This is a genomic window from Streptomyces sp. NPDC048462, from assembly GCF_043200175.1.
Taxonomy (GTDB): domain Bacteria; phylum Actinomycetota; class Actinomycetes; order Streptomycetales; family Streptomycetaceae; genus Streptomyces.
In genome coordinates this window covers 104,016-124,851 of the sequence record NZ_JBICXG010000016.1, presented here as the reverse complement: position 1 = coordinate 124,851, position 20,836 = coordinate 104,016, and the positions used below count along the sequence as shown (strand labels likewise).

The following is a 20,836-nucleotide window of genomic DNA, read 5'->3' as shown; positions in this document are numbered from 1 at the left end:
GGCTCGCCGGGAGGAGGCGCGGGAGCGCCGGCAGGGGCCGTCAGCGCTTGGCGTGACGGCCGCGGCGACCGGCGCCGCCACCACCGGCGGACGGGTCCTGGCCCTCGTCGTCGCCTGCGGCCGCTTCCTTCTTCGACCTGCTGCGGGCGCGCAGGTACTCGATGCCGATCGGCACCACCGAGATCAGCACGATCAGGACGAGCATCGCCTCGATGTTCTCGTGCACGAAGTCGAACTGCCCCAGGCCCGCGCCCAGGAGCGTCACCCCGACGCCCCACAGGACGCCGCCGATGATGTTGAACGTGATGAACGAGCGGTAGTTCATCCGGCTCACACCGGCGATGATCGGCGTGAACGTCCGCACGACGGGCACGAAGCGCGCCAGGATCAGCGACTTCGGGCCGTACTTCTCGAAGAACTCGTGGGCCTTCTCGACGTTCTCCTGCTTGAAGAGGCGGGAGTCCGGACGGTTGAAGAGCGACGGGCCGACCTTGCGGCCGAAGAGATAGCCCACCTGGTCACCGATGACCGCCGCCAGCGCGACCAGGAGGCAGACCAGCCACAGCGGGGTGCCCAGCTTCCCCGTCGTCACCAGCAGACCCGTGGTGAACAGCAGGGAGTCGCCGGGCAGGAAGAACCCGATCAGCAGACCCGACTCGGCGAAGACGATGACCAGCACACCGATCAGCCCGAACTGCGCGATCAGATGGTCCGGGTCCAGCCAGCTCGGTCCGAGCGCAAGCGTATTCAAGGGTCCGGGCTCCAGGATGTGGTGGATGGCGGCTGCGTGGCCGCCCAAAGCTATCAACGCAACGGAGTGCCTCCGGGTTCCACTGGCCCCCGTGGAGATGCACGCGGGGCGAACCGGGGCAAAACTCGGTCCCAGGAGGTGCCACAACCATGGGCATTGAGGATTACGGCGGCGGCCAGGCGGCACAGGCCGATGTGCTGGTCGTCACCACCAACGACGTACCGGGCCACCAGGTGACCCAGGTCATCGGTGAGGTGTTCGGCCTGACGGTCCGCTCCCGGCATCTGGGCAGCCAGATCGGGGCCGGGCTGAAGTCCATGATCGGCGGCGAGCTGAAGGGGCTGACCAAGACCCTCGTCGAGACCCGCAACCAGGCCATGGAACGACTGGTCGAGCAGGCGAAGGCCAGGGGCGCCAACGCGGTGCTGATGATGCGCTTCGACGTGTCCGAGGCGGCCGACGTGGGCACCGAGGTCTGCGCGTACGGAACGGCCGCGGTGATCAGCAAGCTCTGAAGCCTTACGGGGGCGGGGCGCCCCACCCCCGTAACCGCGCGTCCGGCTGCTCCCGGCGGTCCGCGTTGGCGTTGATCGCGTCGCGCAGGTGCTCGGCCAGGCCCGGCCGCATCGAGTCGTAGAACGCCTTGAACTGCGGGTCGGCGACGTACATCTCGCCGAGCCCCCGGTGGATCTGCGGCGTGCAGTCGTAGAACCAGGTCGTGATGTGGAGCCGGTGCTCCTCCGCGAGGTCCGAGGCGCGCTCCCCGGTGGCCGGCTCACCGGCCGCCATCAGCGCGTCGTACCGCTCGCCCCAGGACGCGACCTCCTCGCGCATCCGCTGCCAGTCCTCCTTGGTGTACCGGGCGGCCCGGCGCTGCGACTCGGCGTAGGTGCCGGTGTGGCCCCAGCGGCGTTCCGCCTCCCGCGCGTGGCGCTCCGGGTCCTTGTCGCCGAAGACCTCGAACTTCTCCTCGGGCGTGAGATTGATGCCCATCCTCCGTGCCTCCATGGCTGTCCCGACCGCTGCGGCCATCCGCTGCAGTGCGGCGATCCGGTCCGACAGCAACACGTGCCGCCGGCGCAGGCTCTCCTTCGGGTCCGCGTCCGGATCGTCGAGCAGGGCCGCTATCTCGTCGAGCGGGAAGCCGAGCTCCCGGTAGAACAGGATCTGCTGGAGCCGGTCGAGGTCGGCGTCGTCGTAACGCCGGTGCCCGGCACGGCTGCGCCCGCCGGGCGCGAGCAGCCCGATGTCGTCGTAGTGGTGCAGGGTGCGCACCGTGACTCCGGCGAAACGGGCGACCTGTCCCACGGAGTGCTCCATGGCTCCGCGCTCCTTTCCGTGTGCTGTGTACGTGTCCGAGCCTGCGCCCTGACGTGACGTGAGGTGCAACTCCGAAATGGGGCCACACTCCGACCCTTTGGCGGCTTATGCGTCTTTTGCCTCGCTATGGTGAGCCGATGTCCACCGATTCCGCTGTCTCCGCCGAACCGGCCCCCGCCCGCAGACTGCTGCCCCTCCTCGTACCGGCACTGGCCGTCGGGGTGGTCTCGGCCCTCGTGCTGCTCGGTGTCAGTCTGCTCGCGGACCGCTTGCAGGACGTGCTCTGGGAGACGCTGCCCGACGCGCTGTCGATCGGCCGGTACTCATCGCTGTGGATGATCGTGATGCTCACCGCGATCGGCCTGGTGGCCGGGCTGGTCATCCGGGCGGTGCCGGGCCGGGCCGGTCCCGATCCGGCGACCACGGGCCTGGTCGATCCACCGCTGCCGCCCGGCGTGGTGCCGGGGCTGCTGCTGGTGACGGTCGTGGCCCTGGCGGGCGGGGTCAGCCTGGGCCCGGAGAACCCGATCACGGCGGCGAACATCGCGCTGGCCTTCTGGGCGGGGCGCCGGTTCGCGCCGGGCGCCCCGGCCGAGCTGTGGGTGGCACTCGCCGCGGCGGGCACCATCGGCGCGCTGTTCGGCACCCCGATCGCCGCCGCGCTGATCCTCACCGAGACGCTGGCCTCGCGGCCCGGTACGGGCGAGCTCTGGGACCGGCTGTTCGGCCCGCTCGCGGCGGGCGCCGCGGGCTCCCTCACCATGACGCTGGCCGCCCACCCCAGCTTCGACCTCTCGCTGCCCGCCTACACCCACACGCACTGGGGCGACCTGCTCTCCGCCGTCGTGATCGCCTCGGCCGGGGCGGTGCTGGGGCTGGCGGCGGTGTACGCGTTCCCGTACGCGCACCGCGCCTTCCGCGCCGTACGGAGTCCGGTCCTGGCGCTGACCCTGGGCGGGCTGCTGCTCGGCCTGCTCGGCGCCCTGGGCGGCCATCTCACCCTGTTCAAGGGGCTGGACGAGGTGAAGGAGCTGGCCGCCGACCCGGACGGCTGGTCGGCCGGCCGGTTCGCGCTCATGGCCGTGGTGAAGACCGCGGCCCTGCTGATCGCGGCGACCTGCGGGTTCCGGGGCGGGCGGATCTTCCCGGCCGTGTTCGTCGGCGTGGCCCTCGGCCTGTGCGCCCACGCCCTGGTCGGCGAGGTGCCGGTGGCAGTCGCGGTGACGTGCGGGGTGCTCGGGGTGCTGCTGGCGGTCACCCGGCAGGGCTGGCTCAGCCTGTTCACGGCCGCGGTACTGGCCTCCGACATGAACCTGCTCCCGCTGCTGTGCGTCGCCACGCTCCCGGCCTGGCTGCTGGTGACGGGGCGTCCGCAGATGCAGCTGAAGGAGGACGGCACACCGCTGCGCTGAACCCGGGCGGACCTTCCCCGCGCGCCGGGTGCCCGGAATCTCCGTATGGTCGGATTCGTACGCACCTTGCGGCCAGGAACCGAGAAGGGCAGGTCGGCGATGCCGCTCCACAAGGGCTCACCCCGCAGCGAACCGTCCGCCGAGCAGCGCAGGCTGGCCCTCAACCCGTTCTTCGGGGAGGCCGACCCGACCGCCGGGATGGAGTCGGCGCCGCCCCGGCACAAGCTGCCGGACAGCGCGCTGCCGCCCGCCACCGCGTACCGCCTGGTCCACGACGAGCTGATGCTCGACGGCAACTCGCGGCTCAACCTCGCCACCTTCGTCACCACCTGGATGGAACCCCAGGCCGGGGTGCTGATGAGCGAGTGCCGCGACAAGAACATGATCGACAAGGACGAGTACCCGCGCACCGCCGAGCTGGAGCGGCGCTGCGTGGCGATGCTCGCGGACCTGTGGAACGCCCCCGACCCCACGACGGCGGTGGGCTGTTCCACGACCGGCTCCAGCGAGGCCTGCATGCTGGCCGCGCTCGCCCTCAAGCGGCGCTGGGCCATCCGCAACGCCGACCGCTATCCGGCGACCGCCCGGCCCAATCTGGTCATGGGCGTCAACGTGCAGGTCTGCTGGGACAAGTTCTGCACGTTCTGGGAGGTGGAGCCGCGCCTGGTCCCGATGGAGGGCGACCGCTTCCATCTCGACCCGCAGGCCGCCGCCGACCTCTGCGACGAGAACACCATCGGCGTGGTCGGCGTCCTGGGTTCCACCTTCGACGGTTCCTACGAGCCCATCGAGGAGCTCTGTGCCGCCCTCGACGCCCTCCAGGAGCGCACCGGCCTGGACATCCCCGTCCATGTGGACGGGGCGTCCGGGGCGATGGTGGCGCCGTTCCTGGACGAGGACCTGGTCTGGGACTTCCGGCTCCCCCGGGTCTCCTCGATCAACACCTCGGGGCACAAGTACGGGCTCGTCTACCCGGGTGTGGGCTGGGCGCTGTGGCGCTCGCCCGCAGAGCTGCCCGAGGAGCTGGTTTTCCGGGTCAACTACCTGGGCGGCGACATGCCGACCTTCGCCCTGAACTTCTCCCGGCCCGGCGCGCAGGTGGTGGCGCAGTACTACACGTTCCTGCGGCTGGGCCGGGAGGGCTACCGGGCCGTGCAACAGGCGTCCCGGGACGTGGCCCGGGGTCTTGCCGAACGGATCGAGGACCTGGGCGACTTCCGCCTCCTCACCCGGGGGAACCAGCTGCCGGTGTTCGCGCTGACCACCGAGCCGGAGGTGACGGCGTACGACGTCTTCGACGTGTCGCGGCGGCTGCGCGAGCGGGGCTGGCTGGTCCCGGCCTACACCTTCCCCGCCAACCGGGAGGATCTGTCGGTGCTGCGCATCGTGTGCCGCAACGGCTTCTCCTCGGACCTCGCGGAGCTGCTGCTGGAGGACCTGCGGCTGCTGCTGCCCGAACTGCGTTCCCAGGACCATCCGTTGAGCCGGGACCACGGACCGGCCACGTCGTTCCACCACTGAACGCCTTACCGGCTGAGCCTCGCGAACCGCCGTACCGCCAGCGGGAAGAAGACCGCGAGCAGTGCCAGGGGCCAGAGCACCGCGAGGAGTCCGGCGTGCCCGGCCGCCCAGGAGTCGCCGCCGCCGCCCGGGTTGCCGAACAGCCCGCGCACCGCTGTGGCCGTCGCCGACATCGGGTTCCACTCGACGACCGCGCCCAGCCACCCCGGCATCGACGCCGGCGCCGCGAACACGTTGGAGAGGAAGCCGACCGGCCAGACCAGGATCTGCACCGCCTGCACCATCTCCGGCCGCCCGGCCACCAGCGCCAGCAGGATGCCGAGCCACAGCATCGCGAACCGCAGCAGCAGGAGCAGCCCCACGGCCCCCAGCGCCGCGGCCGCCCCGTCGTGCCACCGCCAGCCCATCGCGTACCCCACCGAGGTCATCACGGCGAGCGCGGCCACCGACTGGAGCATGTCCGCGACGGACCGGCCGACCAGCACCGCGCCGGAGGCCATCGGCATCGAGCGGAACCGGTCGACCACCCCCTTGTCGAGGTCCCGGGTGACCGCGAGCATCGTCGACTCCAGGCCGAAGGCCATGGTGAGCGCGAGCATGCCGGGCACCAGGTACTCGGCGGTGTCACCCTCGACGCCCCGGCCGCCGCCGACCAGGTAGTTGAACATCAGCAGGAGCATCACGGGGAAGGCCAGCCCCACGACGACCTGCACCGGCTGCCGTGCCCAGTGCGCCAGTTCGCGCCGGGTCATGGTCCAGGAGTCGGATACCGCCCAGCCCGCCGCGCTCATGCCGCCACCCCCACGTCGTCCGCTCCGCGCCCGGTCAGGGACAGGAACACCTCGTCCAGCGTCGGGCGGCGCACCGCGATGTCCTCGGCCTCGATGCCCGCCTCCTCCAGCGCCCGCACGGTCCGGGCGAGCGCCGCCATCCGGTCCGCGGCCGGGGCGCCGGCCAGCCGCCGGTCCCGGTCCACCACCGCCCCGCCGGGCAGCAGCCCGGCCGCCCGGTCGAGCTCCGCCGCGTCGCGGACGACGACGTCGATCCGGTCGCCGCCCACCATCGCCTTCAGCTCGTCGGCGGTGCCCTCGGCGGCCACCCGCCCGCCGTCGACCAGCGAGATCCGGTCGGCGAGCTGGTCGGCCTCCTGCAGGTACTGGGTGGTCAGCAGCACGGTCGTGCCGCCGCCGGCCAGGGAGCGCACGGCCGCCCACACCTCGGCCCGGCCGCGCGGGTCGAGCCCGGTCGTCGGCTCGTCCAGGAAGAGCACCTCCGGGTCCGTGATCAGCGAGGCGGCCAGGTCGAGCCGCCGCCGCATCCCGCCGCTGTACTCCGCGACCGCCTTGCGGCCGGTGTCCGCGAGCCCGAACCGCTCCAGCAGCTCGTCCGCCCGGACACCCGCCCGGCGTGCGCCCAGGTGGTACAGCCGCCCGAACATCTCCAGGTTCTGCCGGCCGCCGAGCTGCTCGTCGACCGCCGCGTGCTGCCCGAGCAGCCCGATCCGGCGCCGGACCTCGCCCGCCCGGCGCCGTACGTCGTACCCCGCCACCTGCGCACGGCCCTCGTCGTGCCGCAGCAGCGTGGCCAGGACGCGGACCGCGGTCGTCTTCCCCGCGCCGTTGGGGCCGAGCACCGCGTGCACGGTGGAGCGGGCCACCGCGAGGTCGAGGCCGTCCAGCGCCCGCTCGGCGCCGTATCGCTTGTGCACTCCTTCGACGACGATCGCGTCGGTCAAAATCGCCACATCCCCCCGTAGTCAAACTTGACTAGCGAGGGAAAGGTAACCGCTCGCACCCGCATTCGTCAAACTTGATTAGTGAGCGTCCCCGGGATCGGCCGTGCCGGTCGCGTAGGGGTTCTCCTCGCCCTCGGCCAGCACGCCGACGAACGGCTCGCCCTCACCCGCGAAGATGTACGCGCCGCCCTCGATCCGGGCGATCAGCCCCCGCGTCCACTCGGCCCCCGCGTCCGCCGAGTGCACCCACATGTTCATGATCTCGCCGATGTGGCCGATCGACTCGGGCCCGGCCTCCGGCGTGTAGTACTCGGTGACCGACGTCCGCCACCTGGCCAGCCCCGCCACCCGCTCCTTGAGCAGGGACACCGCCTCGGACCGCTCCAGGTCGACGATGCCGCCCAGCCCCGCCGACAGCACGTCCAGCTTCTGGTCGTACGACGTGAGGGCCGCGCGCAGCAGCGTGAAGTACTCCGCGTCACCCTGCTCGGTGATCTCGTACTCGGTGCGCGGCGGGCCGCCGGCCGTGCTCGGGGCGACCTCGTGGGCGATCAGCACGCCCTGCTTCGCCATCTGCTTCAGTGCGTGGTAGATCGATCCGGGCTTGGCGCTGGACCACTCGTGGGCGCCCCAGTACTCCAGGTCGTTGCGGATCTGGTAGCCGTGCGCCCGGCCGTGCTGCCGTACGGCGCAGAGGACCAGCAGCCGGATCGCGGACATACCCACACACCTTTCTACTCAATTTTGATTAGAGTAGCGGTGCGTGATTCAGAGCGGGAAAACGCTCCGGCCGTGCTGGATCGATATCCACTTCTGGGTGGTGAAGGCATCCACCGTCGCCTCGCCGTTCAGCCGCCCCGTCCCGGAGTCCTTCTCGCCGCCGAAGGCGACCAGCGGGTCGTCCTGGACGGTGGTGTCATTGACGTGGAACATCCCGCTGCGGATCCGCCGGGCGAACCGCACCCCGCGCTCGACGTCCGCGGTGTGCACGGCGCCGCTGAGCCCGTACGGACCGTCGTCGGCGAGCCGTACGGCCTCCTCCTCGCCGTCGAAGGTGACCAGCAGCGCGACCGGGCCGAAGATCTCCTGGGAGAGCAGCGGGGAGTCGTCCGCGAGCCCGGTGAGCACGGTGGGCTCCACGAGGTTGCCCCGGGTGCGGCCCCGGACCAGTGCCGTGGCGCCCTCGGCGACCGCCTGGTCGACCAGGGCGGTCAGGGCGTCGGCCTGGAAGGTGTTGATGACCGGGCCGATCTGGGTGTCCGGGTCGCGCGGGTCGCCGGTCCGCAGCGCCGCCACCCGGGCGGTGAACTTCTCGGTGAACTCGGGCGCGACCGCCCGGTCCACCAGAATGCGGTTGGCGGCCATGCAGACCTGGCCCTGGTAGACGAAGCGGCTGAAGACCGCGGCGTCGACCGCGTAGTCGATGTCCGCGTCGTCGAGCACCACCAGGGCGCTGTTGCCGCTGAGTTCGAGGATGGTGCGCTTGAAGAGCGCGCCCGCCGTCGCGCCGACATGGCGGCCGACCCGGTCCGATCCGGCGAAGGAGATCACCTTGGGGACGGGGTGCTCTATGAACGCGTCGCCTATCTCGGCCACATCGGTGACCAGGACGTTGAGCAGTCCGGCCGGCAGTCCCGCGTCATGGAAGATCTTGGCGACCAGTCCGCCGCCGACCACCGGGGCGTTCTGGTTGGGCTTGACGACGACCGCGTTGCCGAGCGCCAGGGCCGGCGCGACCGACTTCATCGTCACCAGGAAGGGGAAGTTGAAGGGGCTGATGACGCCGACGACCCCGACCGGCTGCCGCAGCAGCCGGTTCTCCTTGCCGTCCACCGGGGAGGCCAGGATCCGGCCGCCCGGGTGCAGCGCCTGATGGGCGGCCTCGCGCAGGAACTCCTGGGCGGCGCGCAGTTCGTAGCGCGCCTTGGAGCGGGTGCCGCCCAGCTCGTCGATGACCGCCTCGACGATCTCCTCGGCCAGTTCCTCGGTGATCCGCAGGGCCCGTTCCATCACCCGGGCGCGCTCGTACGGGCTCGTGGCGACCCAGGACCGCTGGGCGCGCTCGGCCGCCCGGTAGGCGAGGTCGACCTCTTCGACGGTGGCGATGGTGATCGCGGCGAGCTTTTCCCCGTTGTAGGGATTGAAATCGATGATGTCCCACGAGCCGGTCCCGGTGCGCCATTCACCGTCGATGTACTGGTCGGCCAGCTCGTGGAAGAAGGACATGCGATCCCTTACTGCAGGTGCAGACTCCTGTGGGGATGTCATGGTACTGAAATATCAAGTGAGTTGGAGTAGACCACGGAGCAGATCCCGGCTCTCCTCGGGACCCGGGCTGTCCGCGTGGAGCCGCACCATCGCCTTTTCGTACTGGGCGACTTCTTCGGCCTTGTCCAGATAGAGCGCACTTGTCAGCTGCTCCAAATAGACAATGTCCGACAGATCGGATTCCGGGAATCGCAGCATCGTGAATGAACCGCTCTCTCCCGCGTGCCCGCCAAAACTGAAGGGCATCACCTGGAGAGTCACGTTCGGCTGTTCCGACATTTCGATCAGATGCCGCAATTGATCGCGCATCACCTCGCGCCCGCCGTAGGGACGGCGCAACGCCGCCTCGTCCAGGACGGCGTGGAAGCGCGGGGCCCGCTCGGCGACGAGGGCCTTCTGCCGCTCCAGCCGCAGGGCGACCCGGCGGTCGATCTCGGCGGCGGGGGCGCCGCGCATGCCTCGGGAGACGACCGCGTGGGCGTAGCCCTCGGTCTGCAACAGGCCGTGTACGAACTGGACTTCGTAGATCCGGATGAGCGAGGCCGCCCCCTCCAGACCGATATACGTCTGGAACCAGCCGGGCAGCACATCGCCGAAACTGTGCCACCAGCCCGCCACGTTGGCCTCACGGGCCAGGCCGAGCAGGGAGTCGCGCTCGCCCTCGTCCGTGACGCCGTAGAGCGTGAGCAGGTCCTCGACGTCCCTGGCCTTGAAGCTCACCCGTCCCAACTCCATGCGGCTGATCTTCGATTCGGAAGCCCGGATGGAGTAGCCGGCCGCCTCACGGGTGATACCGCGCGAGTCACGCAGCCGTCTGAGCTGTGAGCCCAGCAGGATGCGCCGCACCACGGATCCACTCGACTCGCCTGCCGCCACTGGTCCAACCCTCCCCATCGCTTCCCTGGCATCGGGGCTCCCCCTGAACCCCAGGGGCCGGATTCTGCCATCAAAACGCTTCAGCCCGTACTCATTCGATTACGGAAATGGCAAGACTTGCCCAGGACTTCAAAACTCCCACAGGGAAGAAATGAGGCAGAACCGGCACGGGATCGGACAGGTCAGGCGCGTGCACGTGCATCTGCCCTTGCATCTGCCCTGCGCATTCGGAACCATGGGCGTCGCGCACCTGCGTGCTCGTTCGTGTTGTGCCGCTGTACCCGAGTACCCGTAGTACCGAGACAGCCGCGAATCCCGGGAGTGCCTCGCATGGGGACGAATGGATCGACGATGCTCGAGCCCTTAAGGCAGGGGCTTCCCCCCATCGATCCCTCCGCCGCCTCCGGGTCAGCCACCTGCACCCTGCCCGCCCGTTACGAGGCCGTCGGCGGGGCCAGACAGTTCACCAGGTCGACCCTGACCGGCTGGGGTCTGAGCGAGCGGTTCGACGATGTCGCCCTCGTGGTCTCCGAGTTGGTCACCAACGCCCTGCGGCACGCGCTGCCCGCCGACCTCCCGCGCGATGCGCAGGACCCGCCCGTGCGGCTGCACCTGATGCGCTGGACCTCGCGGCTGGTGTGCGCGGTACGGGACCCGAGCCAGGCGAGCCCGGTCGCCTCCGAGGCCGCCGACTCCGCGGAGTCGGGCCGCGGTCTGTTCCTCGTGGAGTCCTTCAGCGACTCCTGGGGCTGGCACCCCTCACCCGCGCTCGGTGCGGAGAGCGGCGCGGCCCTGCGCGGGAAAGTCGTCTGGGCGCTGTTCCGGCTGTCCGAACCGGCGTGACACTCCGCCGGACGCGCGGTCCCGGCCCGGCGTGACATCCCGTCGGGCGGACCGGCCGACGCCGCCCGCGACGGCGGGGCACAGTGCCGGGCGGCCGGGCGGAGGTCAGCCCTCGGCTACGAGGTGGTCGAACTCCCCGTCCTTGACGCCGAGCAGCAGCGCCGCTATCTCGGCCGGCGTGTAGACCAGCGCCGGCCCATCGGGGTGGCGCGAATTGCGCATCGCCACATCCCCGCCGGGCAGTTTCGCGAACTCCACGCACGAACCCTGGGAGTTGCTGTGTCTGCTCTTCTGCCAGGCGACTCCGCGAAGCTCTGTCGCCGCCATGCCGTTGTACACGTGGTGCACAGGACGCTCCCCGAGTTGCAAGGTGCAAGTGTCAACTGTCTCGGATCATAGCTGTGTTCAAATTCCAATGCATGAGCGGATGCATGCGCAGATGCACGTGCACGCGGGGTGTTCCCCTGATTACAGCTTCTTGCAGGAGAGACGGACGGCGGGCCGTTTCCGCTCCCGGTTCCCGGAGTTGACCGCCTCAATGCCGTTGCGACTCACTGGTAGCTTGGATGGTCTTTCGTCATCCAGGGGGAATTCCACATGCGCAAACTCGTACGTACCGGTGCAGTTGTCGCCACCGGGCTGCTGACCGCACTCGCGCTCACCGGCTGCGGCAGCGACAACGACAACGACAAGCCGGACGCGGACAAGGGCTCCGGCTCCACCGCGACCCCGGCACCGGACGGCGGCGACGGCTCGTCCACCGGTGGCGGCGACGCCGCGTCGACCGGCGGGCTCGAGGCGCTGGAGGGCGCCTGGGCCGGTCAGACCGACGGCAAGGCCGTGGTGCTGTCCGTCGCCTCGGGCAAGGCAGTCGTCGTCGCCGACTCCCATGTCTGCTCGGGCAACGCGAAGGGCGCGGACAAGGTGACGCTGCAACTGAAGTGCGCCGACGGCGATGCCGACCGGACCTCCGGCACCGTCGAGTCCAACGACGGCAAGACCGTGGTCGTCTCGTGGGACGGCGGGACCAAGGACTCCCTCGGCAAGACCGACGCCGGCTCGCTCGAAGGGCTGCCCGGCCTGCCGACCCCGTAACGCCCGACTCCGCGCCCTGAGCCGCCCTCAGCCGCCCGGCCTGCCGGTGGCGTCGGCGGCCCGGGGCCCCGGGCCGCTGTCCAGGCCCCGGGAGAACTCCTCCAGGGCTTCGAGCAGGAGATCGGCCCCGTTGCGCACGACCGGGTCCGCCTCCCCTTCGCGCAGCAGCTCCTGCTCGTCCCACAGCTCCAGCGCGTCCCGCACCGGCCCCCAGTCCGGCACCCGCCGCTCCCGCACCGCCTTCGCGCCCTGCTCGGTGGCCCGGCGCAACGCCTCGGCCAGCGGCCCGGCCTCCGGTACGGGGGTGGCGCCGCCCTCCGGGAGGTGGGCCTCCATCAGCATCGCGACCCGGCCGAGCTGGGAGAGGGCGTGCTGGGTGTCGCCGGCCGCGGCGTGCGACAGGCCGCGGTGGCGCACCGGTTCGTGCTGGGCGGTGGCCACCGCCTCCTGCCAGGCGACCCGGGCCGCACGGGTGCGCAGCAGCGCGTCGCGCACGTCGTCGTGGCCCCGGTCGGCCGGGTCGGCGTACTGGTCGACGACCGCGGCGGCGTAGCGGCCGTCCTCCTTGAGCCAGTCACCGAGCCGGTTGCGCAGCCTCGGGGTCTCCCACGCCGGGTAGACGGCGTACGAGATCATCGCGAGGAGTCCGCCGGCGAGGGTGAGCACGAGCCGTTCCAGCACGGTCTGCGACCAGTCGTCGCCCGCCATGCCCAGCAGGAAGACCACGTACGCGGCGACGCAGGCCTGTCCGACCGAGTAGCCGGTGCGCATCAGCAGGTACATCAGCAGGGCGCAGACCACGGCGAACGCGGCGGACAGCTCCGCCCCCGGGTGGGCGGTCTGCACGATGACGGTGGCGACGAAGACCCCGACGACGGTGCCGCCGAAGCGGGCCACGGAGCGTTCGTACGTCTTGGAGAACTCGGGCCGCATCACCATCACGGCCGTCATCGGCGCCCAGTAGCCGTGGCCGTAGGGCAGCAGGGTGCCGATGAGGTAGCCGACGCCCGCGACCACGGAGATCCGGATCGCGTGGCGCAGGATCGGGGAGCCTTGGTGCAGTTCGCGGCGCATCGACCTGAGCACGACCGGGACAAGGCGCAGCAGGGTGGGGCGTCGCTGGTGCTCCACCTGCCGCCGGCCCCGGCTCGCGGTGATGGCGTCGGCGGTCTCCTCGGCCGCGGCCCGCTCCTCCTTGGTGCCGTCACCCTCGGCCGCCTCGATCACGTCGGAGAGGAGGTCGGCGAGCCGGTCGGCGGCGCGCAGCGGCGGGCCGGTGAGCAGCGACCCGGTGTCGGGGGTCTTCAGCGCGGCGACGGCGGACGCGGGCAGCCGCACCGGATCGCCGTGCCGGATCGCGCGGGCCGCCGCGTCGAGCAGCGATCCGGCGGCGGCGAGCAGCTCGCGCACCCGGTCGCGCTCAGGGCCCTCGGCCGGTACGCCCATGGCCGGGTCCGCGAGTGAGGCGAGCACCGGCCTGATCCGCTCCGCGACCCCGCGTGAGCCGTGCAGTTCGGCGGGGCGGCGGCGGGCCTGGCGCGGGGTGACGGCGGCGGCGCTGCGGGCCTCCATCAGCGGCACCGGGTCGAAGTGGGCGACCGGGTCGTGGCGCAGCCTGCGGGCGTAGTCCGCCTCGGCGGCGAGCGCGTCGGCCAGGGCGTCGCGCTGGGCCCCCCATCTTCGGACCGGGAACAGCACGATCAGCGCCGCCTGGACCACCCCGCCGAACGCGATCATCGCACCGTGCAGGGCCGCCTCGGCGACGGAGGTGGGCAGCGTGATCGTCACCAGCATGATCGCGACGTTGGACGCGGCGATGATGCCGCCGGTCGGGCCCGCCGCCCAGGCCAGCCCGGCGAGGAAGGTCCAGAGCACCAGCAGCAGTATGAAGAGCGGCAGCCGGGAGCCGGTGACGTAGCCGATGAACGTGGACACCGCGAGGCTGGCGCCGGAGACCAGGGCGAGCACCGGCCGGGGCCGCCAGCTGCGCTGGAAGGTGGCGATGGCCGCCTGGAAGGCGCCGAACGCGGAGCTGGCCGCGACCACGGGCCCGAACAGGGCCAGGCTCACGCCGATCACCAGGGCGAGACCGGCCGCGCCGCGGATGGCGATCAGCGGTTCGAGGCGCCGCCGCTCGATCGTCAGCCCCGAGCGGGCGGTCTCCTTCAGCGCCCGGAGCCAGCTCATGCCGAGAGCCTAACCGGATTTACCGTTATGCCCGAGTTGTTGAGGTTTCTCGGGTTGCTTGTGGCGCTGCCGCCCGCATCGCGTGCGGCGTCGCCTCGGGTCGTACGCGCGGCGGCGCGTGCGGCGTCAGCCTCGTGGTGTCCGCCCGCCCCGGCCGGAGATCTCCGGCGCGTCCGCGCCCATCCTGGCCCGGTCGGCGGCGGCCGTGCCGTGGGTCCAGCCGTCCGGGTCGACGGCGCCCCGCACCCGGGTGGTCGTGGTCTGCGGGAACATCCGCTCCGCGGTGTCCGTGACCGCCATGTCGCGGGCGGCCAGCACGGGCAGCAGCCCGGGGTCCGTCGCGGTGGACGGGCCGGCCGCGACGCCCTCGGCATCGGCCTCGGCGGTCGCGCGGGCGGTTCCGTCGGCCAGCCGGCGGCCCAGCCGCTGGGCGTACGCCATCAGGAAGGACTGCCGGAAGGTCTTGGTCCGCTTGCGCCCGCCGGCCCGCTGGCCCGCCTCGGCCCCGGTCATCGCCACGGTGCCCTGCACCAGCAGCGAGGTGTGCAGCAGTTCGACGGCCTCCAGGTCCGGCTCGAAGCCGACGACCGTCGAGAAGCCGAGATCGCTGTTCCACACGGCCCGGCAGCGGTTCGCGGAGGCGACGGCGTCGAGCAGGATCGCCTTCGCCGTCTCGTAGGGGGCGTCCACCCCGATCCGGCAGGCGCCCGGCGCGCGGTCGCTGTGGGTACGGGCGGCGAGCAGCGCCTCGTCGATGCTGTGCCGGGCCATCAGCTCCTGCGCCTTGGTGGTGAGCGCCTCCGCCTCCTCCGGGAACCCGGTCGCCTCCGCCTTGGCCAGCAGCGCCCGGATGCGGGTCAGCATGCGGGGTTCGTCGTGCGCGGGCGGCCGGAGCAGCCCGTCGCGCGGCGCACCGGGCGGGGGCCCGACGGGTTCGATCGCGGGCAGCCGCAGCAGCACCCGGTAGAGCCCGAGCAGCGCGGAGGCGTACGAGAACCGGTCCGGCCGGCCCGGCCGGGGCGCCGCCGGCAGCTCGTCCAGCTGGGACTGCCAGCGGGGCGGCAGCCCCTCGTAGCGCCGGACCTGCGAGGTGATCAGTCCGGCGGCCAGCGCGGCCCCGGGCTCGTCGAGTTCACGGCGGACGACCCGTACGAGATCGGCGGGCAGCCAGCCGCGCTCCCAGGCCCGCCGGACGAACTCCTCGCCGCGCCGCAGCAGCTCGGCGTCGCTGGCCGGGTCGGCGGCGAGGAGGGAGGCGCCGGTGTCGAGACCGGCGTCGCCGTCCGAGTAGAGGGCGGCCGCGAATGCCTGGTCGATCACCGGTTCCATGAGGTCAGGGTAGGCGTGGCGGGCTCGGCGGATTTAATCCACAGGCTGTGGACGAAATTCGCCGAGCACTGTCCGCAGCCCCCGGTCCGACGGCCGCACCGGGCCGGCCCCGATCCACCGGCCCCGGTCCGCAATGTGTCCCGCACACGTCACGGCAGGAGGACGACCTTGCCCCGGACGTGCCCCGCCTCGCTCAGCCGCTGTGCGTCGGCCGCGTCGACCAGCGGCAGGGCCCGCTCGACCGGCACCCGCAGCTCGCCGTCGGCCGCGCGCCGGGCGAACTCGGCCAGCTGCTCGGCGGAGCCGGGGGAACCCGAGAGGAAGGGGACGCCGTGCTCTGCCGCCGCCGGGTCGGCGATGGTGACGATCCGGTCCGTGGTGCCGCCGCGCAGCTCGATGGAGTCCGGCAGCGCACCGCGCCCCGCCACGTCGAAGACCGCGTCCACACCCTGGGGAGCGGCCTCGCGGACCCGGCCGACCAGCCCGTCCCCGTACTCCACCGGGGTCGCGCCGATCACCCGCAGGTAGTCGTGGTTGGCGGCGGACGCCGTGCCGATCACGGTCGCGCCCCGGGCCACCGCCAGCTGCACCGCCGCCGATCCGACGGCCCCGGCCGCCCCGTGCAGCAGCAGCGTCTCGCCCTCGGCCACCGCGAGCTCGTCCAGGACGCGGTGGGCGGTGTCCGCCGCGATGGTCAGCGCGGCGGCGTCCTGCCAGCTCAGCCCGGCCGGCTTGAGGGCGACGCCGGTGGCGTCGGCCAGCACGTACTCGGCGTAGGAACCCGTGACGCTGCGGCCCAGCACCTCGTCGCCCACCTCGACACCGGTGACCCCCTCCCCGGTCCGGTCGACCACTCCGGCGAACTCGACGCCCGGGATCGCCGGGAGCGAGGTGGGGACCACCTCGCGCATCCAGCCGCGCCGGATCTTGTAGTCCATCGGATTCACCCCGGCGGCCTTGACCTTCACCCGCACCTGGCCCGGACCGGGATGCGGGTCCTCGACCCGGGCGGGATGCAGCACCTCGGGTCCGCCGAACTCCTCGAAAACGATCGCTTCCATCGTGCCTGTCCCCTCGGTCGGTGCTCCGGGCCCCGGAGCAGGTCCGTGTCGATCTTCCCGTCTGCGACCCGCCGGTGCCAGCCGCCTCGCACTGTCAGTGCCGGGTGCCAGACTCGGTCATATGACCGAACGTTGGGCCCTGGCCACCACGGAGAGCGGTGGCGCCCGCCTCGTCCCGCTGGACGGTGCGGGCCTGCCCACCGCCCCGGTCGTGACCGAACCCGACCTGGCCGAGGCCGTCCGCTCCCGCCCCGGAGTCACCCGCTGGGTGTGGCGTTCGACCACCGAGATCTACCCCCGGCTGCTCGCCGCCGGAGTGACCGTCGAGCGCTGCTACGACATCGAGGCCGCGGAGTCCCTGCTGCTGGGACACGAGGGCCGGCTCGGTGAACCCCGCTCGGCGGCCGCCGCCCACGCCCGGCTGCTGCGTGCCCCGGTGCCGCGCGATCCGGCGCCGCGCCATGCGGTGCCCGGCTCCCAGTCCTCCCTGTTCGAACCCCCGTCCGGCACCGACCTGCCCTTCGACGCCCTGCTCCAGGTGTACGCGGAGCAGCTCGCCCGGCACGACGCCACGGACCGGCCGGGCGGGATGCGCCTGCTCACGGCGTCCGAGTCGGCCGGCATGCTGGTCGCCGCCGAGATGCACCGCGCGGGGCTGCCCTGGCGGGCCGACGTCCACCGGGACGTCCTCCAGGAGCTGCTGGGCGAGCGGTACGCGGGCGGCGGTGAGCCCCGCAGGCTGGCCGAGCTGGCCGGCGAGGTGTCGGCCGCCTTCGGCCGCAGGGTCCGCCCGGACCTCCCCGCCGACGTGGTGCGGGCGTTCGCCCAGGCCGGCATCAAGGTGAAGTCGACCCGCCGCTGGGAGCTGGAGGGCCTGGACCATCCGGCGGTGCGGCCGCTCATCCAGTACAAGAAGCTGTACCGGATCTGGACGGCACACGGCTGGAGCTGGCTCCAGGACTGGGTGCGCGACGGCCGCTTCCGCCCCGAGTACCAGCCGGGCGGCACGGTCAGCGGCCGCTGGACGACCAACGGGGGCGGGGCGCTGCAGATCCCCAAGGTGATCCGGCGGGCGGTCGTCGCCGACGAGGGCTGGCGCCTGGTCGTCGCGGACGCCGACCAGATGGAGCCGAGGGTGCTGGCCGCCATCTCCCGCGACCGGGGCCTCATGGAGGTGGCCGGGCACGACGGAGACCTCTACACCGCACTCTCCGACCGCGCCTTCCACGGCGACCGCGAGCACGCCAAGATCGCGCTGCTCGGCGCCGTCTACGGCCAGACCTCGGGGGACGGCCTGAAGAATCTGGCCGCCCTGCGCCGGAGGTTCCCGCACGCCGTCGCCTATGTGGACGACGCCGCGAAGGCCGGCGAGGAGGGCCGTCTCGTACGGACCTGGCTCGGCCGGACCAGCCCGCCGGCGGCCGGCAGCGGGGAGGACGGGGAAGCCGGAATACCGCAGGACGGCGGCGACGAGCTCGCCGGGGACGGCTCCGGGCAGCCGGCGGACGGCGCCTTCACGCCCGGCTACGCCTCGTCCGACGCCCGTGCCCGCGGCCGCTTCACCCGCAACTTCGTGGTGCAGGGCAGCGCCGCCGACTGGGCCCTGCTGCTCCTGGCCGCGCTGCGCCGGTCGATCGCCGCCGCCGGGCTCCGGGCCGAACTGGTCTTCTTCCAGCACGACGAGGTGATCGTGCACTGTCCGCAGGAGGAGGCCGAAACAGTGGTGGAGGCGGTCCGGGCCGCCGGTGAACTGGCCGGGCGGACCGCCTTCGGTGACACACCCGTGCGCTTCCCGTTCACCACGGCGGTGGTGCGGCGGTACTCGGACGCCAAGTGACCGGACCGGTCAGCGGGTACGGCGTGTGCCCCGGGGGAGGAGCCCGGGGCACACGCGCGGCGGTGGTGCCCGCCGGTCCGCTCGTCTACCCGCGTTCCCACAACGCGGGGACGTTCGGCGGCTCCCAGCCGGTCAGGGCGGTGTGCGCCTGCAGACAGCGGTACGCGACCCCGCCGTAGGTGACGCGGTCTCCCGCGTTGTAGAGCGTGCCGGCCGCCCAGCCGCCGCCCGGTTGGGTCGGCGGATCGGTCGGCGGATCCGTGGGGTCGGTCGGGTCCTGCGCGATGTCGAGGACGAAGTCGAAGGTCCCCTCCTTCGCGGAGCCGACGGGCCGGACGTTCATCAGGAGTGCCGGATCGAAGAGGGTGTCGGTGTTGTTGCGCGGCTCGTCCGGGAAGTAGAGCTGCGTGGTGAGGATCCCCGAACCCGGCGCCTGGGCCTTCACGTGGATGTGCCGGGTGCGGCCGGGATACAGCCCCGGCACCACCGTGGAGAGGGTGAAGGCGCCGGTCGCGTCGGTGAACTGGTGCCCGCGGAAGGCGAATCCGCTCATGTCGTAGGCGCCGTTGGTGTCGGCCTGCCAGAAGTCGAGCAGCACCCCGGGCACGGGCTTGCAGGCCCGCCCGAAGACATAGCCGCTGACGGTCAGCCGTACGCCCGGTGTTCCGGCGGTCACCAGGCTGGTGCGGAGCGGGGAGTTCGGCTTGAAGTACGGGCCCTCGATCTGGTCGTGGGTCGGCTCGTCGCCGTCGTCGCAGTCCGGTGTCGGGGCGAGCGGCAAGCCGGTGGCGCGGGTGTCACGTGCCAGCGCCACCCCGGTCCCGGCGAACAACGGGACCGCGGTGGCCACCAGGGCGGCCCTGAGCAGGGTCTTGCGGCTGATCGGCCGGTCCTGGGAGAAGCGGTCGACGGGGTCGGGGGACATGGCGGACTCCTCGGGGTGGGGTGCGGGGTCTGCGGTGCCGGGTCTTGCGGTGCGGGGTCTGCGGTGCCGGGGTACTACAGCGCCTGCCACAGCGCGGGGACGTTCGGGGGCGTCCAGCCGGGCTGGGCCAGGTGTCCCTGGAGGCACCGGTAGCTGCCGGAGCCGTACGTCACCACGTCACCCGCGGCGTACGCCGTGCCGGCCGCCCAGCTGCCACCGGGATCGGTCGGCGGGTCGGTCGGATCGGTGGGCGGGTCGGTCGGGGTGCCACTGGTGACCAGGGTCAGCCCGTACGCCTGCAGCGCCGGGTTGACCGGCTGGAAGTACGTCGTGCCGCCCTGGGTGCAGTTGCCCGTGCCGCCGGAGGTGACGCCCTGGGCCTGACTCCCGGAGACGAACGAGCCGCCCGAGTCGCCCGGTTCGGCGCACACGTTGGTACGGGTCACCCCGGAGACGGTGCCCTCCTGGTAGGTGACGCTGCTGTTGCGCTGCTGGACGGTGCCGCAGTGCCAGCCGGTCGTCGAGCCAGACCGGCAGACGGACGAGCCCTCCAGCGCCTCGGTGGAACCGGTGACCGTCACATCGCCGTTGCCGTAGCCGTTCACCAGCGGACGCGGGGTCCACCCGGTGTTCGCGGCGACCCAGGAGTAGTCGCGGCCGGGGAAGGTGGAGCCCTGGAAGGAGCCCTGCGCCTGCTGGTTGTAGCCGCTGGTGCTGACGCCCGGGGTCCCACAGTGCCCGGCACTGACGAAGCCGCCCTGGGTGCCGCGCTTGACGGGGAAGCCGATGGAGCAGCGCCCCGAGCCGTTCATGTAGTACGCGTCACCGCCCCGCAGGTCGGTGAACGTGCGCGGACGGCCTGACGACTGACTGAGCGTCACCAGTGCGCGGGGCACGCCGGCCGCGGCGAGGAACGTCTCGGCGGCGGCGCCCCGGCCGGCCTGGACGACGACGCGGTTGGTGCGCACATCGACGTACCAGGCGGGTACGTCCTTCGGCGGCCGGTGTCGCGCCACCCGGTCGAGGGCGTCCTTCGCCGAGGTGAGTTCGGCCAGGCTGTGGGCGACGACGACGGCCCGCGCTCCGGCCTCGGTGATCCTGGCGGTGTCCGCCGCGTCGGTGGTGGCGACGGTCAGCCCGGCCGCGTCACCGCTCACCCGGGCGCCGCCGAAACCGGCGCCGAGGGAGTGCCGCAGTCCGGCGGCCACGGCTGCCGCCCGGGTCTCCGCACCGATCCTGGCGCGCACCCCGTCGGCGGTGAGCCCGAGGTCGCGCCGCATCGCCTCGACCAGGCCGGGAGAGAGCCGGTCCGCCCCGGCGACCGGGGACTTGGGGGCAGCAGGGGAAGGGTCGGCGGACGCGGTGCCGGTCAGCCCGGCCAGGCCGAGCGCGCCGACGGCCACGGTGGCGGTGCACGCGGCCAGTGCGCGTCTTCGGAGCATGGAAGTCTCCACGGAACTCTCCTTGTGTCGCGGGGTGTTGCGGGGGAGGTCTTGCGGGGGAGGGCACGGGGGGCGTGCCGCAACGGGCTTGTTGCCGGGGAATTGCCGACAACGTAGCCGCGCGCACCCGGATCGAGGAGATCCCGTCCGCCCCATCGCATCGCGTTATGGGGCGGCCGTGAACGGCGGCGACATGGCGAAACCCGCGCTCCGGCCTCCCCGTTCACGGCCCGC

19 protein-coding genes are annotated in these 20,836 nt (G+C 72.3%); 6 read left to right on the top strand and 13 right to left on the bottom strand.

From position 1 onward, the window contains the following. Positions 1–40: 40 nt before the first annotated feature. Positions 41–751 carry a DedA family protein gene (locus ACGFU6_RS25400; protein WP_393614114.1) on the bottom strand — a complete coding sequence of 237 codons (711 nt, stop codon included), beginning with the start codon at positions 749–751 and terminating at the stop codon, positions 41–43. A gap of 149 nt (positions 752–900) precedes the next feature. On the opposite strand from ACGFU6_RS25400, the gene ACGFU6_RS25395 reads away from it, so the two are divergent. Continuing rightward, positions 901–1,266 (top strand): YbjQ family protein, encoded by a 366-nt coding sequence (locus ACGFU6_RS25395; RefSeq protein WP_393614112.1) that lies wholly within the window; start codon positions 901–903, stop codon positions 1,264–1,266. Between the two features lie 4 nt (positions 1,267–1,270). Here the strand turns inward: ACGFU6_RS25395 and ACGFU6_RS25390 are convergent, their stop codons facing one another. Next, positions 1,271–2,071, bottom strand: coding sequence for a MerR family transcriptional regulator (locus ACGFU6_RS25390; protein WP_393614110.1), 801 nt, complete (start codon positions 2,069–2,071; stop codon positions 1,271–1,273). Positions 2,072–2,208: 137 nt separating this feature from the next. Between ACGFU6_RS25390 and ACGFU6_RS25385 the strand changes: the two genes are divergently transcribed. Then, positions 2,209–3,483 (top strand): ion channel protein, encoded by a 1,275-nt coding sequence (locus ACGFU6_RS25385; protein WP_393614109.1) that lies wholly within the window; start codon positions 2,209–2,211, stop codon positions 3,481–3,483. Between the two features lie 99 nt (positions 3,484–3,582). After that, entirely contained in the window at positions 3,583–5,004 is a 1,422-nt protein-coding gene (locus tag ACGFU6_RS25380) for a glutamate decarboxylase (RefSeq protein WP_393614222.1), read from the top strand. Between the two features lie 5 nt (positions 5,005–5,009). On the opposite strand, the gene ACGFU6_RS25375 is transcribed toward ACGFU6_RS25380, so the two are convergent. The 5 genes from ACGFU6_RS25375 to ACGFU6_RS25355 all read right to left on the bottom strand — a co-directional run bounded on the left by ACGFU6_RS25375 (position 5,010) and on the right by ACGFU6_RS25355 (position 9,901). After that, positions 5,010–5,795 (bottom strand): ABC transporter permease, encoded by a 786-nt coding sequence (locus ACGFU6_RS25375; RefSeq protein ID WP_393614107.1) that lies wholly within the window; start codon positions 5,793–5,795, stop codon positions 5,010–5,012. Continuing rightward, complete coding sequence (locus tag ACGFU6_RS25370) at positions 5,792–6,739, bottom strand: ATP-binding cassette domain-containing protein (protein ID WP_393614220.1); 948 nt, start codon at positions 6,737–6,739, stop codon at positions 5,792–5,794. The genes ACGFU6_RS25375 and ACGFU6_RS25370 overlap by 4 nt, the downstream gene beginning before the upstream one ends. A 78-nt stretch (positions 6,740–6,817) precedes the next feature. Further along, positions 6,818–7,459 carry a PadR family transcriptional regulator gene (locus ACGFU6_RS25365; RefSeq protein ID WP_393614105.1) on the bottom strand — a complete coding sequence of 214 codons (642 nt, stop codon included), beginning with the start codon at positions 7,457–7,459 and terminating at the stop codon, positions 6,818–6,820. 48 nt (positions 7,460–7,507) lie between these two features. Then, complete coding sequence (locus ACGFU6_RS25360; protein WP_393614103.1) at positions 7,508–8,965, bottom strand: aldehyde dehydrogenase family protein; 1,458 nt, start codon at positions 8,963–8,965, stop codon at positions 7,508–7,510. A 54-nt stretch (positions 8,966–9,019) separates the two neighbouring features. Continuing rightward, positions 9,020–9,901: a helix-turn-helix transcriptional regulator gene (locus ACGFU6_RS25355; protein WP_123525225.1), complete on the bottom strand. Its 882-nt coding sequence runs from the start codon at positions 9,899–9,901 to the stop codon at positions 9,020–9,022. A gap of 333 nt (positions 9,902–10,234) precedes the next feature. On the opposite strand from ACGFU6_RS25355, the gene ACGFU6_RS25350 reads away from it, so the two are divergent. Further along, positions 10,235–10,726 (top strand): ATP-binding protein, encoded by a 492-nt coding sequence (locus ACGFU6_RS25350; protein WP_393614101.1) that lies wholly within the window; start codon positions 10,235–10,237, stop codon positions 10,724–10,726. A gap of 105 nt (positions 10,727–10,831) precedes the next feature. On the opposite strand, the gene ACGFU6_RS25345 is transcribed toward ACGFU6_RS25350, so the two are convergent. After that, on the bottom strand, positions 10,832–11,074 hold the full coding sequence (locus ACGFU6_RS25345; protein WP_123525223.1) for a DUF397 domain-containing protein: 243 nt from the start codon (positions 11,072–11,074) through the stop codon (positions 10,832–10,834). Positions 11,075–11,323: 249 nt separating this feature from the next. Here ACGFU6_RS25345 and ACGFU6_RS25340 point away from each other — a divergent pair, with 249 nt between their 5' ends. Then, positions 11,324–11,821 (top strand): hypothetical protein, encoded by a 498-nt coding sequence (locus tag ACGFU6_RS25340; RefSeq protein ID WP_393614099.1) that lies wholly within the window; start codon positions 11,324–11,326, stop codon positions 11,819–11,821. Positions 11,822–11,848: 27 nt separating this feature from the next. Here the strand turns inward: ACGFU6_RS25340 and ACGFU6_RS25335 are convergent, their stop codons facing one another. The 3 genes from ACGFU6_RS25335 to ACGFU6_RS25325 form a co-directional block, all read right to left on the bottom strand. Further along, a complete protein-coding gene (locus ACGFU6_RS25335; protein WP_393614094.1) occupies positions 11,849–14,008 on the bottom strand; it encodes an FUSC family protein in 2,160 nt (719 codons plus the stop codon). A gap of 126 nt (positions 14,009–14,134) precedes the next feature. Further along, positions 14,135–15,337, bottom strand: a complete 1,203-nt coding sequence (locus tag ACGFU6_RS25330) for a DUF2786 domain-containing protein (RefSeq protein WP_393614092.1) — start codon at positions 15,335–15,337, stop codon at positions 14,135–14,137. A 149-nt stretch (positions 15,338–15,486) separates the two neighbouring features. Next, positions 15,487–16,398: an NADP-dependent oxidoreductase gene (locus tag ACGFU6_RS25325; RefSeq protein WP_393614090.1), complete on the bottom strand. Its 912-nt coding sequence runs from the start codon at positions 16,396–16,398 to the stop codon at positions 15,487–15,489. A gap of 121 nt (positions 16,399–16,519) precedes the next feature. Here ACGFU6_RS25325 and ACGFU6_RS25320 point away from each other — a divergent pair, with 121 nt between their 5' ends. Further along, a complete protein-coding gene (locus ACGFU6_RS25320; RefSeq protein WP_393614088.1) occupies positions 16,520–18,235 on the top strand; it encodes a bifunctional 3'-5' exonuclease/DNA polymerase in 1,716 nt (571 codons plus the stop codon). Between the two features lie 85 nt (positions 18,236–18,320). Here ACGFU6_RS25320 and ACGFU6_RS25315 read toward each other — a convergent pair whose 3' ends face one another. Continuing rightward, positions 18,321–19,160: a carbohydrate-binding protein gene (locus tag ACGFU6_RS25315; protein WP_393614086.1), complete on the bottom strand. Its 840-nt coding sequence runs from the start codon at positions 19,158–19,160 to the stop codon at positions 18,321–18,323. Positions 19,161–19,234: 74 nt separating this feature from the next. Continuing rightward, entirely contained in the window at positions 19,235–20,614 is a 1,380-nt protein-coding gene (locus tag ACGFU6_RS25310) for an alpha-lytic protease prodomain-containing protein (protein WP_393614084.1), read from the bottom strand. Positions 20,615–20,836: the final 222 nt, after the last annotated feature.

Bases quoted from the DNA above. Each gene is read 5' to 3' on its own strand.
- ACGFU6_RS25320 (WP_393614088.1), top strand. From the start codon at position 16,520: ATGACCGAACGTTGGGCCCTGGCCACCACGGAGAGCGGTGGCGCCCGC.
- ACGFU6_RS25325 (WP_393614090.1), bottom strand. From the start codon at position 16,398: ATGGAAGCGATCGTTTTCGAGGAGTTCGGCGGACCCGAGGTGCTGCAT.
- ACGFU6_RS25330 (WP_393614092.1), bottom strand. From the start codon at position 15,337: ATGGAACCGGTGATCGACCAGGCATTCGCGGCCGCCCTCTACTCGGAC.
- ACGFU6_RS25360 (WP_393614103.1), bottom strand. From the start codon at position 8,965: ATGTCCTTCTTCCACGAGCTGGCCGACCAGTACATCGACGGTGAATGG.
- ACGFU6_RS25380 (WP_393614222.1), top strand. From the start codon at position 3,583: ATGCCGCTCCACAAGGGCTCACCCCGCAGCGAACCGTCCGCCGAGCAG.
- ACGFU6_RS25335 (WP_393614094.1), bottom strand. From the start codon at position 14,008: ATGAGCTGGCTCCGGGCGCTGAAGGAGACCGCCCGCTCGGGGCTGACG.
- ACGFU6_RS25315 (WP_393614086.1), bottom strand. From the start codon at position 19,160: ATGTCCCCCGACCCCGTCGACCGCTTCTCCCAGGACCGGCCGATCAGC.
- ACGFU6_RS25390 (WP_393614110.1), bottom strand. From the start codon at position 2,071: ATGGAGCACTCCGTGGGACAGGTCGCCCGTTTCGCCGGAGTCACGGTG.
- ACGFU6_RS25355 (WP_123525225.1), bottom strand. From the start codon at position 9,901: ATGGGGAGGGTTGGACCAGTGGCGGCAGGCGAGTCGAGTGGATCCGTG.
- ACGFU6_RS25385 (WP_393614109.1), top strand. From the start codon at position 2,209: ATGTCCACCGATTCCGCTGTCTCCGCCGAACCGGCCCCCGCCCGCAGA.
- ACGFU6_RS25375 (WP_393614107.1), bottom strand. From the start codon at position 5,795: ATGAGCGCGGCGGGCTGGGCGGTATCCGACTCCTGGACCATGACCCGG.
- ACGFU6_RS25395 (WP_393614112.1), top strand. From the start codon at position 901: ATGGGCATTGAGGATTACGGCGGCGGCCAGGCGGCACAGGCCGATGTG.
- ACGFU6_RS25350 (WP_393614101.1), top strand. From the start codon at position 10,235: ATGCTCGAGCCCTTAAGGCAGGGGCTTCCCCCCATCGATCCCTCCGCC.
- ACGFU6_RS25340 (WP_393614099.1), top strand. From the start codon at position 11,324: ATGCGCAAACTCGTACGTACCGGTGCAGTTGTCGCCACCGGGCTGCTG.
- ACGFU6_RS25365 (WP_393614105.1), bottom strand. From the start codon at position 7,459: ATGTCCGCGATCCGGCTGCTGGTCCTCTGCGCCGTACGGCAGCACGGC.